General features: G+C 61.9%; 13 protein-coding genes. 5 read left to right on the top strand and 8 right to left on the bottom strand.

The window, feature by feature from the left end:
- Window positions 1–3: 3 nt before the first annotated feature.
- Window positions 4–1,050, bottom strand: coding sequence for a phosphate ABC transporter substrate-binding protein PstS (gene pstS / locus RS694_RS07345; RefSeq protein ID WP_029705847.1), 1,047 nt, complete (start codon window positions 1,048–1,050; stop codon window positions 4–6).
- Window positions 1,051–1,234: 184 nt separating this feature from the next.
- Here pstS and RS694_RS07340 point away from each other — a divergent pair, with 184 nt between their 5' ends.
- From RS694_RS07340 to RS694_RS07330, 3 genes are all read left to right on the top strand, one after another.
- On the top strand, window positions 1,235–1,744 hold the full coding sequence (locus RS694_RS07340) for a fasciclin domain-containing protein (protein ID WP_051391668.1): 510 nt from the start codon (window positions 1,235–1,237) through the stop codon (window positions 1,742–1,744).
- Window positions 1,745–1,875: 131 nt separating this feature from the next.
- Entirely contained in the window at window positions 1,876–3,021 is a 1,146-nt protein-coding gene (locus RS694_RS07335) for an ABC transporter substrate-binding protein (protein WP_029705849.1), read from the top strand.
- Window positions 3,022–3,091: 70 nt separating this feature from the next.
- Window positions 3,092–4,600, top strand: coding sequence for a Ppx/GppA phosphatase family protein (locus RS694_RS07330; protein ID WP_029705850.1), 1,509 nt, complete (start codon window positions 3,092–3,094; stop codon window positions 4,598–4,600).
- Between the two features lie 27 nt (window positions 4,601–4,627).
- Here the strand turns inward: RS694_RS07330 and RS694_RS07325 are convergent, their stop codons facing one another.
- Entirely contained in the window at window positions 4,628–6,430 is a 1,803-nt protein-coding gene (locus RS694_RS07325; RefSeq protein ID WP_037246401.1) for a GGDEF domain-containing protein, read from the bottom strand.
- Between the two features lie 148 nt (window positions 6,431–6,578).
- Here RS694_RS07325 and RS694_RS07320 point away from each other — a divergent pair, with 148 nt between their 5' ends.
- Window positions 6,579–7,010 (top strand): hypothetical protein, encoded by a 432-nt coding sequence (locus RS694_RS07320; protein ID WP_029705852.1) that lies wholly within the window; start codon window positions 6,579–6,581, stop codon window positions 7,008–7,010.
- Window positions 7,011–7,016: 6 nt separating this feature from the next.
- On the opposite strand, the gene RS694_RS07315 is transcribed toward RS694_RS07320, so the two are convergent.
- From RS694_RS07315 to RS694_RS07290, 6 genes are all read right to left on the bottom strand, one after another.
- Window positions 7,017–7,478, bottom strand: coding sequence for a SixA phosphatase family protein (locus RS694_RS07315; protein ID WP_029705853.1), 462 nt, complete (start codon window positions 7,476–7,478; stop codon window positions 7,017–7,019).
- A 3-nt stretch (window positions 7,479–7,481) separates the two neighbouring features.
- Window positions 7,482–9,590 carry a polyphosphate kinase 1 gene (gene ppk1, locus RS694_RS07310; protein WP_037246403.1) on the bottom strand — a complete coding sequence of 703 codons (2,109 nt, stop codon included), beginning with the start codon at window positions 9,588–9,590 and terminating at the stop codon, window positions 7,482–7,484.
- Between the two features lie 39 nt (window positions 9,591–9,629).
- Complete coding sequence (locus tag RS694_RS07305; RefSeq protein ID WP_029705855.1) at window positions 9,630–10,712, bottom strand: glycosyltransferase family 4 protein; 1,083 nt, start codon at window positions 10,710–10,712, stop codon at window positions 9,630–9,632.
- Complete coding sequence (locus RS694_RS07300) at window positions 10,709–11,569, bottom strand: UDP-2,3-diacylglucosamine diphosphatase (protein WP_037246406.1); 861 nt, start codon at window positions 11,567–11,569, stop codon at window positions 10,709–10,711. Before RS694_RS07300 ends, RS694_RS07305 begins: the two co-directional genes overlap by 4 nt.
- Window positions 11,569–12,384, bottom strand: a complete 816-nt coding sequence (locus RS694_RS07295; RefSeq protein ID WP_081708534.1) for a GNAT family N-acetyltransferase — start codon at window positions 12,382–12,384, stop codon at window positions 11,569–11,571. The genes RS694_RS07300 and RS694_RS07295 overlap by 1 nt, the downstream gene beginning before the upstream one ends.
- 111 nt (window positions 12,385–12,495) lie before the next feature.
- Complete coding sequence (locus tag RS694_RS07290; RefSeq protein WP_029705858.1) at window positions 12,496–13,515, bottom strand: M14 family zinc carboxypeptidase; 1,020 nt, start codon at window positions 13,513–13,515, stop codon at window positions 12,496–12,498.
- 134 nt (window positions 13,516–13,649) lie between these two features.
- On the opposite strand from RS694_RS07290, the gene RS694_RS20995 reads away from it, so the two are divergent.
- Window positions 13,650–13,778 (top strand): hypothetical protein, encoded by a 129-nt coding sequence (locus tag RS694_RS20995; protein ID WP_276324421.1) that lies wholly within the window; start codon window positions 13,650–13,652, stop codon window positions 13,776–13,778.
- Window positions 13,779–13,785: the final 7 nt, after the last annotated feature.

The raw sequence follows: 13,785 nt of genomic DNA, 5'->3' as shown, positions 1-13,785 counted from the left end.
GAATTACTTGAAAGCGACTGGCTTGCCAGCGCCGTCCTTGATCTCGCCCCAGGATTTCTGGATGGCAGCGATCACCGCAGGAGGCATAGGCACATAGTCCAGATCAGCCGCTGCTTTGGCGCCGTTGGCGTAAGCCCAGTTGAAGAACTTCAGCGTTTCCGTCGCGTTGGCGGGCTTGTCCTGCTTCAGGTGCATCAGGATAAAGGTCGCGCCGCTGATGGGCCATGCATCTTTGCCAGGCTGATTGGTCAGGATTTGGTAGAAGGACTTGCTCCAGTCCGCACCAGCGGCTGCGGCCTTGAAGGCTTCGTCATCGGGCTTGACAAAGTTGCCAGCAGAGTTTTGCATGATCGCGTAGTTCAGCTTGTTCTGCTTGACGTAGGAATATTCCACATAACCCAGGGAATTGGGCAGGCGACCCACAAATGCGGCCACGCCTTCATTGCCCTTGCCACCGGCGCCCACAGGCCAGTTCACGGCCGTGCCCTCGCCCACTTTGGACTTCCACTCAGCGTTGACCTTGCTCAGGTAGTTGGTGAAGATGAAGGTGGTGCCGGAGCCATCAGCGCGGCGCACTTGGGCAATGGCAGCGTCAGGCAGTGCCAGTGTGGGGTTCAGCGCCTTGATGGCGGGGTCGTTCCACTTGGAAATCTTGCCCAGGTAAATATCGCCCAGCACTTGGCCGGTCAGCTTCAGTTGGCCGGGTTCAATACCCTTGACGTTGATCACGGGAACCACGCCGCCCAACACGGTGGGGAACTGCATCTGGCCCTTGGTCTTGAGCACGTCGTCGGTCAGAGGGGCATCGGATGCGCCGAAGTCCACGGTCTTGGAATCAATCTGTTTGATGCCGCCGCCGGAGCCGATGGATTGGTAGTTCACCTTGACGCCGGTGGCTTTGTTGTAGTCAGACGCCCACTTGGCATAGATGGGGGCGGGGAAAGAAGCACCCGCACCGGTAATTTCCTGGGCGCTGGCACTCACACCGGCAAAACTCAGGGAAGCAGCGACGGCGATCGCCAGAATCGGTTGTTGGAACAATGTCTTCATCAAAATCCTCTGCAGGTTGGTTAAGGAATACGGTGACTCTAAGAAGGATTTATGACATCTATGTGACATACGAAAAAGAATCCAAAAAAATGCGTACCCAGGCTGTCACCGCTGCTTCAAGCCGCTGTCACATTGCTGTCATACAAGCTTCCTACGCTCATGGTTTTTCAACCGGAGAATTGCCATGAACACCCCCTCTTCCTTCACTCTGTCTTCCGGCCGCCGCGCCCTGCTGGCCACTGCCCTGCTGGCCCTGATGACCGGCTGCGCCACCGTGTCCACCCCTGTCAGCGTGGCAGACACCCTGGCCAACACGCCGTCCCTGAGCACACTCAACGGCCTGGTCGCCTCTGCGGGCCTGACCAACACGCTCAAGGGCAGCGGCCCCTTCACCGTGTTTGCCCCCAACAACGACGCCTTCAAGGCCGTCCCCGCCAAGACCATGGACGACCTGGCCAAACACCCCGAAAAGCTCAAGGACCTGCTGACCTACCACGTGCTGCCCGGCAAAACCCTGGCCGCCCAGGTGAAAAACAGCAATGCCAAGACCGTGAACGGCGCCGAACTCGCCCTGGCCAAGGCCGGCGACATCGTGACCGTGGAAAACGCCATGGTCACCCAGGCCGACATCCAGGCCACCAACGGCGTGGTGCACATCATCGACACCGTCCTGCTGCCGCCAGCGAAGAAATAAAGCCGCGGACCCCAGCCGCCGCAATGGCGGCTGGATTTTGAATGAAATAGGGCTCTAGCCCTCATGGATAGTGCGCAAGCAGCTATTTATTTAATAGCGTTTTCACCACCCACCCGAGCCTCCCAAAAAAAATGTCGTTGATCACCCACCCCGGCCGCCGCCTCTTTCTGGGCTCCCTCGCCAGCCTCGCCGCCGCCAGCGCGGCCCCCGCCTGGGCGCAAGGCCCCAAACTGACCACCGGCGCACCGCCACTGGCTCTGGTGCAAATTGCCGACATGTCCGCCGGGCAGATCGATGTGAGTAAAGATTTTTTGGTCGGCGCCCGCGCCGCCTGGCAGGACATCAACGCCAAAGGCGGCCTGCGCGGCCGCCCCATCCAGCACCTGACCCTGGAAGTGGACGGCAGCGCCGCCAGCCTGCGCCAGGCGGTGGACAGCGTCCGCAACCAGCCCCGGGTGCTGGCACTGCTGGGCACCGTGGGGGACCGTGCCGCAGCCCAGGTGACAGACCTGTTGCGCCGCGACCTGCCTGACATGGCCCACGTCGCGCCCTGGCTGCAAAACACGTCCTCCAGCGGTGATGGAAACACCTTTGCCATCTTCGCCTCGCGCCAGGAACAGATCACCCACGCGGTGCGCTCACTGTCCGTCATGGGCGTGGCAGAGCTGGGCGCCGTCTACGCCTCCCCGGCGGAATACGCCACCTACCGCGACGATGTAGAAAAAACGGCAGCCTCCCTCAAGCTGCGCCTGCGCTCGTACGGCCCGGTGGCCGACCTGCAGCAACTGGGCCGCACGCTGAGCCCAGACAGCCCGCGCATCCTGATTTTTCTGGGCGGCACGCCCGAGCTGCTGCAGTTCACCCAAGGCATCGACAAACAGGCAGCCCAGCGTTACATCATCGCCATGTCCGACGTGAACCTGCAGGCCCTGCAGCAAATGGGCCTGTCGCGCCACGCCCCGGTGATCGCCACGCAGGTGGTACCGCTGGTCAACTCCCCTGCTCCGGTGGTCAAGGCCTACCGCGACACCCTGGCCCGTCTGTTTGACGAACCGCCCACACCGCAAAGCCTGGCCGGTTTTATTGCCGCGCGCTACAGCTATGAAGTGCTGTTGGGCCTGGAGGCCAGCCCCAGCCGTGCCAGCGTATTGCAGGCCTTTGCGCGCCGCGCCGTGGTCGACGTAGGTGGTTACCGCATTGACCCCGACCCGCGCCGCAAGAACAGCGCCTTTGTCACTCAAAGCATGATTTCCAGCGACGGACGGCTGGTTGGCTAACACGGCACGCGGAACCCATGGCCCGGTGCTATGCTCCGCTGCGTCAAACACCCTGAAGAATCGGAAGTTAATGCAAACGGGACAACGTCTGGCCGCCGTGGATCTGGGCTCCAACAGTTTTCGCCTCGAAATCGGGCGCGTCGAACACGGTGACTTTCACCGCATCGAATACCTCAAGGAAACCGTACGCCAGGGCGGCGGCCTGGACGAAGAGCGCAATCTCACGCCCCAGGCCATGCAGGCCGGCTGGGACTGCCTGGCCCGTTTTGGTGAACGTCTGGCCGGCTTCAAACCCCACGAAGTACGCGCGGTCGCCACCCAAACCCTGCGCGAAGCGCGCAACCGCGACGTCTTCCTGCAACGTGCCAATACCGTGCTGGGGTTCCCCATCGACGTGATCTCCGGCCGTGAAGAAGCCCGCCTGATCTACCAGGGCGTGGCGCATATGCTGCCCCCGTCCGACGAGCGGCGTCTGGTGATCGACATTGGCGGGCGCTCCACCGAACTGATTCTGGGCCAGGGGCTGGTCCCCCGCGTCATGGAATCCTTCCGCGTGGGCAGCATTGCCTGGTCCAAACGTTATTTTGCCGACGGCCAGTTCACCAAAAAATCGTTCGAAATCGCCGAAATTGCAGCCACCGCCGTGCTGGACGAAGCCTTTGACGCCTACCGCCCCGACAACTGGGACACCGCCTATGGTTCCGCCGGTACCGTGGGCGCGATTGGTGACGTACTGGTGGCCGCCGGCTGGCCCGCTGGCAACATCACCCAGGAAGGCCTGGACTGGCTGCTGGAGAAACTGATTGCCGCGCAAAGCGCAGACAAGCTACGCCTGCCTGGCATGCGCGAAGACCGCAAGGCCATTATTGGCGGTGGCGTCAGCGTGATGCGCTCGGTGTTCCATCTGCTGGGTATTGAGCGCATGGAAATGGCCGCCGGTGGCCTGCGCCACGGTTTGTTGTGTGACCTGCTGGGCACCTCCGAAAAAGCCGGCGACCTGCGTGTCAAAAGCGTAGAGCGACTGGCCACCAAATTCCAGATCGACCGGGTCCATGGCGAACGCGTCGGCAAGGTCGCGCTTCATCTGTTCGCCCCCCTGCTGGCAGCGCACAGCGATGCCAGTGGCCTGCCGCCCGACCGGCTGCAGCGCAAGCTGCTGTGGGCCGCGCAGCTGCATGAGATTGGCAGCCATATCTCGCACAGCGATTACCACAAACACGGCGCCTATATCCTGGACAACGCTGACACGGTAGGCTTCTCGCTGTCGGAAATGCACCGCCTGAGCCTCTTGGTGCTAGGCCACCGTGGCAAGCTGCGCAAGCTGGAAACCGAGCTGGCAGACGACAGCCTGACCTTGCAACTCATGAGCCTGCGGCTGGCCGTACTCCTGTGCCACGCCCGGCGTGACCCCGATCTGGACGGCCTGCAAATCACGCAGGTGGATGCACCGGCCCGCCATATCCGCCTGCGCTGCCGTGCCGGCTGGGCCACCAGCTACCCGCAATCAGCCCACCTGCTGCGTGAAGAAGTCCAAGCCTGGCAAAAGACAGCCTGGACACTCGAAGTCACAGGCCTTTAAACGGCAACGGCGCCCCATACGGGCTGGCTACGACGACGGACTTTCGTAGAGCCCGGCACCGGCCTGCTTGGCCGCATGCTTGGCCAGTGCCGCCATATTGGCCACCTCTTCCGCCCGCGAATACCGGCTGGCATCAATGGCCACCGCACCGATGGACAGCGTGGTGCACGGAAAGAAACGCATCACACCATGCCGGTCTTCCGCCTCAATGCCACCCGCACTGCGGGCTTCGTCGTCGTACATGGTCTGTGCGCGCTGTGCAAATTCAGCCACCAATTTTTCACAGCGGACGCGCCAGTCGGTGCTCTGGAACAGCAGGATGAAATCGTCCCCGCCCACGTGCCCCAGAAAGTCCCGCTGCGGGTCACACTGCTCCATCGCAATGCGCGCCAACAAACGCAGCATCTCATCACCACGCCAGTAACCATAGTGGTCGTTGAAGGGCTTGAAATTGTTCAGGTCCGCATAACAGGCAACAAACCGCACTTCTTTCTTGAGCAGGCGTTCCATGTGCTGGCTGATGGGGATGTTGCCGGGAAGAAACGTCAGCGGGTTGGCGTGGCGTGCAGCTTCAATGCGCGTCTCGGTGACCGAACGCACCAGTTGGTCCCCAGTACCCAGACCTCTGTATCGCCCGTTTTCGGTGACGATGAAACCATCACTCAGGTAACGCTGGTCCTGTGAGGTCAGGATGCCAACGAGTTCGTCCACGCTGTGATCACGCTCGATCACACGCGGCTCGCGGTTGGCGTGAATCGCACACGACTTGCGACCCCAAACTTCGCGGTAATACAGCTTGGTGTATTCGTTCATGAAGTGTGCGCGGTTGATGATGCCCAGTGGGCGCTCACCTTCGAGCAATGCCACCGCATGCAATTCTTCGTGGGCCAAAAAGAGAGTGGCCAGTTCGTCATTGGTGGTTGTTTCGGTGACCGAAGGGGCGGGCAACAAGGCCACATGGCGCAAGTGCCCACCCTGCGATGAACGACTGAGCTCCGGGAACACCACGACCTGGCGCTCGCGCAGCACCCGCAAGGCATCCACACCCAGGTACTTGATGGGCTGGCGATCCGGGTGGCCCAGGAAGTACCCCTGCCCGTAATGGATGCCCAGATCACGCAACACACGCAGGTCGTCCGCCGTCTCTATGCCTTCGGCCACCAGCTCGCTGCCAAACACCGAAGCAATCTGTTGCAGGGCCTGGATGGTCTTGAGCTTGTCGCCATGGGCACTGATGTCTTTGGTGAAGTACTTGTCGATCTTCACAATCTCGGGTTTCAACTGCGACCACAGCCGCAAGCTGGAACGGCCGTCACCAAAGTCGTCCAGCGCCAGCGACACGCCGGCTGCGCGCGCCTGTTGCACCACCACAGCCAGATGGTCCATGTCGGCCACGCGTTCATGTTCGGTAATCTCCAGCACCAGCATGCGCGGCAGGATGCCAAAGCTGGAAATCAACCGGGACAGATTGGACTGCCCATGTTGGGCGTGCAGCTCGGTCAAGGCGTTGGCACTGATATTCACAAACAGGCGGCCTGGCGCCTTCAACTGGCCCCAGGCCTGCATCGCGGCCACCACGCAGGCGTACTCAAACTTGTTGCCCAGGTCTTCTTCGGCAGCAGCCCGCAAGAGCGCATCGGGCGTGTGCAGGGCGGTACCCTGCGGCCCACGTATCAAAGCCTCATGGGCATACACCGCCGCGCCTTCCAGATTGACGATGGGTTGAAACACCGGGTAGAGACGGCGCTCCTGGAGCAGTTTCTCCAGCGGGCCCTGACCACCTGATATGACGGAGAGAGGAGCGGACGGGTGCCGCTGCAGAGATTGCATGAGGTGAACTCTCGATGGTGATGCAGTGAAAAAGTTTAGGCCTTGCACATGACAACTTGGTGACAGTTTCATGAAGTCGCCAGGGCGTTTTGGCGTTATGAAGTAAACGATATAAACTGTATATACCGTTTAACCCAAGGATTTTTTTGTGACTACTGCAGCACCCAAGACCACAACGACTACAAAAACCGCGACCGCAACCGCAACTGCCAAGACGCCGCTAGCCAAGACCTCCGCGAAAGCTCCGACCCCGGCGAAAAAACCCGCAGCTCCGGTCAAAGTGGCTACCAAGGCCAAGCCCGTTGCAAAAGCCAAACCAACTGCCAAGCCTGCACCGGTCAAAACTGCCAAGGTCAAGAAACCCAAGATGGTTCGGGACAGCTTCACCATGCCCAAGCCAGAATTTGCGGTGCTCGATGTGCTGAAGGCACGTGCCTCCAAACTCGCCCACCCGACCAAGAAGACCGAGCTGATCCGGGCTGGCATCAAGGCCCTGGCTGCGATGTCCGACGCAGCCTTCTTGGCTGCCATCAAAGCGGTGCCCAACCTCAAGACCGGGCGCCCTGCCAAGTCCAAATAATTTGGGCTAGAGCACTTCGGGTGACTGCACGGTCACCACCACCGTCTGGGCACCGTTCTCACGCTCGCGGTGGCGCAGCCACCAGACTGCACCTTTTTTGACCGCGCAGTCGCTGTCGTGCAAACCCAGCAGTCTGGCAATGGCCTGCCCCAACACAGGCTGATGCCCGACCACCAGCACACACCCTTTGGCCTGCGGCCATTGGGTGAGTTCCAGCAACTGGTCTACGGTGGCCAGGGGTGCCAGGGCGGGAGACGTCTTGAACTTGCGCCCCAACGCGCGTGCGGTCTGTTCGGTGCGCAACGCGGGGCTGGCCCATATCTTGGCGCCGCCGGGCATTTGCCGGTCCAGCCATTCGGCCATACGCGCGGCCTGCTTTTCCCCGCGCGGCGTCAGGCTGCGCAGCATGTCGTCACCGACCAGCTCCAGATCAATGGCCTCGGCATGCCGCCACAAAATCAGGTCCATGGCTCAGTTACCGCCTTGTGTGCCTTCGTTGCGGGCATAACGCGCCATGAGCGCTGCCTGTGCACCATGCGCAACCTTGTCGCCCTGCGGCATGCTGCGGGTGTAGCGGCCATCGGCCCCCAGATCCCAGGCATCCACACCGTCGTGCAAATAGGCCACCAGGCACTCGTCCACAATACGCTGGCGCTGCTGTACATCGGTCACCGGCCAGGCCAGCTCAATACGGCGCACCATGTTGCGGTTCATCCAGTCGGCACTCGACAGGTACAACTCTTCAGTCTCGCCATCGCGGAAATAGAACACCCGCGAATGCTCCAGAAAGCGGCCAATCACCGAGCGCACACGGATGTTGTCAGTATGCCCCTCCACCTGGGCCGGCAGCATGCAGGCACCCCGCACGATCAGGTCGATCTTCACGCCCTGGCGCCCGGCCCGCATCAGGCTGCGGATCAGGGCTTCATCAGTCAGCGCATTCATCTTGGCCACAATGCGGGCTGAGCGCCCCTGGGCCGCCGCAGCGCCCAGAGCGTCAATCTTGGCAATCAGGTTGCGTTGCAGATGGAACGGTGCCATCCACAGCTTGCGCAAGGGCGGCAGCTTGCTCTGGCTGGCCAGGTGCACAAAGACCTGCTCCATATCCGTCGTGAGAGCCGTGTCTGCCGTGATGTGGCTCAGGTCGGTGTACAGGCGTGCGGTACGCGGGTTGTAGTTGCCAGTGGACAAATGGCCGTAGCGCTTGAGTGCCTTGCCCTCGCGCCGGGTCACCAGCATCATCTTGGCGTGGGTCTTCAGCCCCACCACGCCGTAAACCACCTGCGCACCAATGGACTCCAGCATCTCGGCCCAGTTGATATTGGCCTCTTCGTCAAAACGCGCCTTGAGCTCCACCACCACGGTCACTTCCTTGCCGCGGCGCACCGCTTCGCGCAACAGGTCCATCAACGCCGAGTCCGGCCCGGTGCGGTAGATGGTCTGCTTGATAGCCAGCACCTGCGGGTCGTGCACGGCCTGGCGCAGAAAGTCCAGCACACCATCAAAACTCTCGAACGGCTGGTGAATCAGAATATCGCGCTGCTTGAGCTGCTCAAAAATAGAATGTGCAGGGTTCAGTTGGAAGGGAAACGACGCCTTGTAAGGCGTAAAACACAGATCGGGGCGCTCCACCAAATCGATCAGCTGTGTCAGGCGCACTAGGTTGACGGGCCCATGCACGCGGTACAGCGCCTTGGGCGGCAACTCAAACTGCTGCAGCAAAAAGTCCGCCAGGTATTCCGAGCAACCCGCCGACACTTCCAACCGCACGGCCTGGCCATAGTGGCGGTGTTGCAGGCCCTGGCGCAGCGCAGTGCGCAGGTTCTTTACGTCGTCTTCGTCCACCGCGAGGTCGGAGTGGCGCGTTACGCGGAACTGGGAAAACTGGCCGACGCTGCGCCCCGCAAACAACTCACCCAGATGCGCGCGGATCACGCTGGACAGCGACACCAGCAACGTACGCCCACCGGCCACCTTTTCAGGCATGCGAATCAGGCGCGGCAGTACGCGCGGCACCTTGACGATAGCGATTTCGTTTTCGCGCCCGAACGCATCCTTGCCACCCAGACGCACGATGAAGTTGAGCGACTTGTTGGCCACCTGCGGAAACGGGTGGGAGGGGTCCAATCCCACCGGGATCAGCAGCGGACGCACTTCGCGCTCGAAATACTGCTTGACCCATAGCCGCTGTGCGGCATTGCGGTCACCGTGCGAAACAATCTTGATGCCTTGTTTCTCGAAAGCCGGCATCAATTTTTCGTTGTACAGCGCGTACTGGCGCCCCACCAGGTCATGCAGGGAGGTAGCCAGCCGCTCAAACGACTCCACGGTGTACACACCCTTGTGGTCGTTGGCCCGGTTGGCCGTCAAATGCGGCTCGGCACGGACTTCAAAAAACTCGTCCAGATTGCTGGACACGATACACAGGTAACGCAGGCGCTCCATCAGGGGCACGTCGTCGCGCACCGCCCAGTCGAACACCCGCTCGTTGAAAGCGATAAGGCTGTGGTCCCGGTCCAGCAAATCCGGTGTTGCCGTTTTGGACGAAGCAGGGGAAGACTTGCGAAGAAGCGACAACATGGATACGGGCCCAACTATGACAAAGCGATGCCTAATTGTTTACAAGTTTGATGACAGTCTTGTGACAAACCCCGTAACCGGGTCGGTGCGCTGGAGAACGTCACCTTTGCGGGCGGGCACCAGATAACTCGCAAACAACTGCGTGGCATGGGCCCAGGTGAAATCCAGCGCCCTGGCCCGCGCTTCATGGCGCGGCAGGGTTACGGCGCGGTACCAGGCCGTGGTCAGGTCATGGTTCAGTGCGCCGCCCTGGGCAGGTGTCCCCAAAACCTCCAGTGGACCCTCCACCGGGTAAGCCGCCACCGGTGTGCCGCAGGCCATGGACTCCAGCATCACCAGGCCAAAGGTTTCGGACTGGCTGGGCATGACAAACACATCGGCCGCCGCATACACCTGCGCCAGCTCGTCACGCGGCAGGACGCCCAACCAGCGCACATGCGGGTGACGCTCGCGCAGCGTGGTCTCCAGCGGGCCCACGCCACACACCACCTTGGTACCTGGGACATCCAGCTTCAGGAAGGCATCGATATTCTTTTCGTACGACACGCGCCCGACAAACAGCGACACAGGCCGGGCCAAGGTACCCAGCGCCGCACAGGTCTGCGGCGATTCCTGGTAGGTGAACAACTGCATGTCCACCCCGTGTGTCCAGCTGCGCAAATGGCGGAAGCCCCGCGCATCCAGCATGCGCAGCACGCTGGGCGTAGGCACCAGCACACCCGCAGACGGTTTGTGGAAATGCCGGAACAGCGCGTAACCTAGCCACAAAGGCACTTTGAGTGCGGCTTTCAGAATCTCGGGGAAACGTGTGTGAAACGCCGTAGTGAACGCCAACCTGCGGCGCAGGCAGTAGCGCCGCGCAGCCCAGCCCAGCGGGCCTTCGGTGGCCAGGTGGATGGCATCGGGCGCCAGCGCGTCAAGTTGCTCTGCCAGTTGCTTGGCCGGGCGCACCGCCAGGTCAATGCCGTCGTAACCCGGGCACGGCCGTGTCTTGAACAGGCTGGGGTGGATTACCGTGACCTGGTGGCCCAGGGCCTCCATCTCGCGCACCAATTCCACCAGCGTGGTCACCACGCCATTGACCTGGGGTAACCAGGCATCTGTCACCAAAGCCAGTTTCATACCGGGAGCTCCTGCAGGGTTTCGATGGGAGAAAGACGCTGGGTCTGCGGTGGCTCGCCAGCCCAGAAGACCAACTCCAGTTGGCCATCCATGTGTTCGACCAGTGCGCTGCGGCTTTCCACCCAGTCACCGTCGTTGCAGTACAGCGTGCCGTCGATCTCGCGCATCTCGGCGCGATGGATGTGGCCGCAGACCACGCCGTCGTGTCCGCGCTGGCGTGCCTCGTGGGCCACGGCTTTTTCAAAATCGGTCACGTAGTTGAGTGCCGTCTTCACCTTCTGCTTCAGATAGGCCGACAGCGACCAGTACGGCAGGCCCATGCGGGCGCGCAGGCTGTTGAGGTGGCGGTTCAACCGCAGCGTGAACTCGTAGGCGTTGTCCCCCAGATAGGCCAGCCACTTGGCGCACTGGATCACACCGTCAAAGTAGTCGCCATGCGTGACCCACAGGGTGCGGCCATCGGCGGTGGTGTGCACGGTGTCCTCATGCACTTCAATGCCACCAAACTGGTGGCCCACAAACGCGCGTGCAAACTCGTCGTGGTTGCCCGGGATAAACACCACCTTGCAGCCCTTGCGCGCGCGACGCAGCAGCTTTTGCACCACGTCGTTGTGTGCCTGTGGCCAGAACCAGCGGCGGCGCAGTTGCCAGCCGTCCACGATGTCGCCGACCAAGTACAGACTGTCACTGGGGTGGTGTTTGAGGAAATCCAGCAAGGCCTGTGCCTGACAGCCGGCGGTGCCCAGGTGGATGTCGGAGATAAATACCGCGCGGTAGCGGCGCGCACCGACTGCGTCGTCGTTGTCGGGTGCCATGCCCTGCCCGTCGTTGCCAAAGGCTTCGAAGGCGGCGCGCATCAGGCCCCCAGAAAGTGTTTGCGGTAGCGCGACGGCAAGTCGGCAATACGCATCAGCATGGGCAGGTCCGCCGAGTTGAAATCCGGGTCCCAGGCCGGTGCGCCCAGCACCTTGGCACCCAGGCGCAAATAGCCTTTGATGAGGGCCGGTGGGTCCACTTCCAGTGAGCTGTCGAGCTGCTCGATGGGCAGCGGCAAACGCGGCCGCACGTGGTATTCAATCGGCGCCAGGTGTGTGGCCTGCAGTTGGCGCCAGATGCTGGCCGCCGCATTGCCGCTGACCATGCCTTCATGCAGCATGGGTACGCTGGCGCAGCCGATCATGGTGTCGAGCTGGTTACGCACCATGAACTCTGCGAGGGCACCCCACAGCGCCATGATCACGCCGCCGTGCCGGTGCTCCGGATGCACGCAGCTGCGGCCCAGCTCCACCATGCGTTCACGCAAACCGCGCAGGCGGGTCAAATCAAACTCGGTGTCGCTGTAGGTGCTGCCGACACGTTTGGCCTGTACCGGCGTCAGCACGCGGTAGGTGCCAATCACCTGGCCACTGGCCTGGTCGCGCACCAGCAGGTGTTCGCAATAGTTGTCAAACAGGTCAATGTCGTGCCCTGCCAGCGGTGTATTCAGGCGCGCGCCCATTTCACCGGCGAACACGTCAAAACGCAGGCGCTGGGCCGCGCGGACTTCGTCCAGGTGTCGGGCCCAGGACACGACGATGCCGGGGCGCGCATCGGCACTGGACTGTGGTGTGGTGGTGGCGCCCTGTAGCGCTGGCGTGGCCAGTGCGGGGGGAGTGTTGAGCGGGTTTTGCATTCTTGTGTCTCCTTCCGGTCCCATAACGTTGCACTGGCTTTGGAGTCTGCGCACCCTGTGTGACCTGCGCATGGCAGAACCATGAAGATTTGGTGACAGTGCGTTGGTGATCTAGTACCAAGCCTGCAGCGCCTGCGCATGCATCGGCGCACGGGTTTCATCGGTAGGCAGCCACAACGCATGCCCGCAAGCTGCACGCGAAAGGAAGTCCAGCAGCGACTGGTGCTGGCGCAGCACACGCTGCTGACGGTGTTCTATGAGCGGGTTGAAGATGCCGTGGCGCGAGAACAGCTGGCGCGGGTTTTTCTTGACCCACAACCAGGAACCCATCTCCAGCGTGAGTGGCAAGAACAGTCCTTGCGCCTGCGTGCAGGACTGCTGGTACAGGTGGTCCCACAGATCTCCGTGCGCCAGGTACTGCTGGCTTTGCGGCTCAAAGATGTAGCGGTGGTGGCTGTGCGACTGGAAAAAGATGTTGCGCAGTGCCTGCACCTCGGCCAGATGCGTTATCGGCGCGCGCGTGTGTGCGTACGGAAACCAGATGCGGTCCCGCGTGCCAAAGCCCGAGTGGCAGTCGACCGCCAGGCTGAATGCGCGCGACAACAACTCGTCTTGCACCAGCGTGCACACGGCCTGGTTTTCAGCCTCCATGGGCTGGCCCGCCAAGCCACGGTACCAGGGCAGGCGCGCGCTGATGCGCTGGCCACCGACCAGAAAAGGCACAGGCTCGCTGGCCTCGACCGGCGCGTTGCGCATCAAATCCACGCCGCGCGGATTGGCGCGCGTGCCCAGTGCCATGCCACCCGGGTTGACGATGGGCATGAAAACCAGACGCACGGATTCGAGTTGCCGGTGCAGCGTGCTGTCCCACTGCAGGCGCATCACCAGGCTGTGCAGGTAGGCAATCACCACCTCGGCGCCAATCCGCTCCAGGCCGTGCACACCGCCGAAGTAGCCCACGGCCGGCACATCGCGCGAAGGGTTGCCGAGGGCAATGGTGTACAGCGGATAGCTGCGGCCCGCAGGACCGGGCACGTGGTCGGCCACCTGGCATTTCAGTTGGCCGGCACCGAGTTCCATGATGCGCTCCAGCGCGGCCAGTTCGGGCAGGTCAACGGTGGAATGGGGCATGGCGCAACAGCTTAGGGCGCGCGCTGTGCCTCGTGACTATCTTTTGGTGCTTGTAGTTTGCCCGGCACAGTGACATGAAACTGTCATGCAGCAGGGCTATGTTGGACCCCATTCATTCGAACAAGGGAGCCAACATGCTGCACAGAAACACCTTCATCCGCTGGATCGCCCTGCCCGCCTGCATCGTCTGGGGTGTGGTGGAGTTTGTGGCGTTGCAACGCGCCCACACCGTCCAGCGCGGCGACGCAAAACTGTCACAGTAAATTCGTA

This window comes from Rhodoferax saidenbachensis (assembly GCF_001955715.1).
Lineage (GTDB): Bacteria > Pseudomonadota > Gammaproteobacteria > Burkholderiales > Burkholderiaceae_C > Allorhodoferax > Allorhodoferax saidenbachensis.
This window is presented reverse-complemented; position numbering and strand designations above follow the sequence as displayed.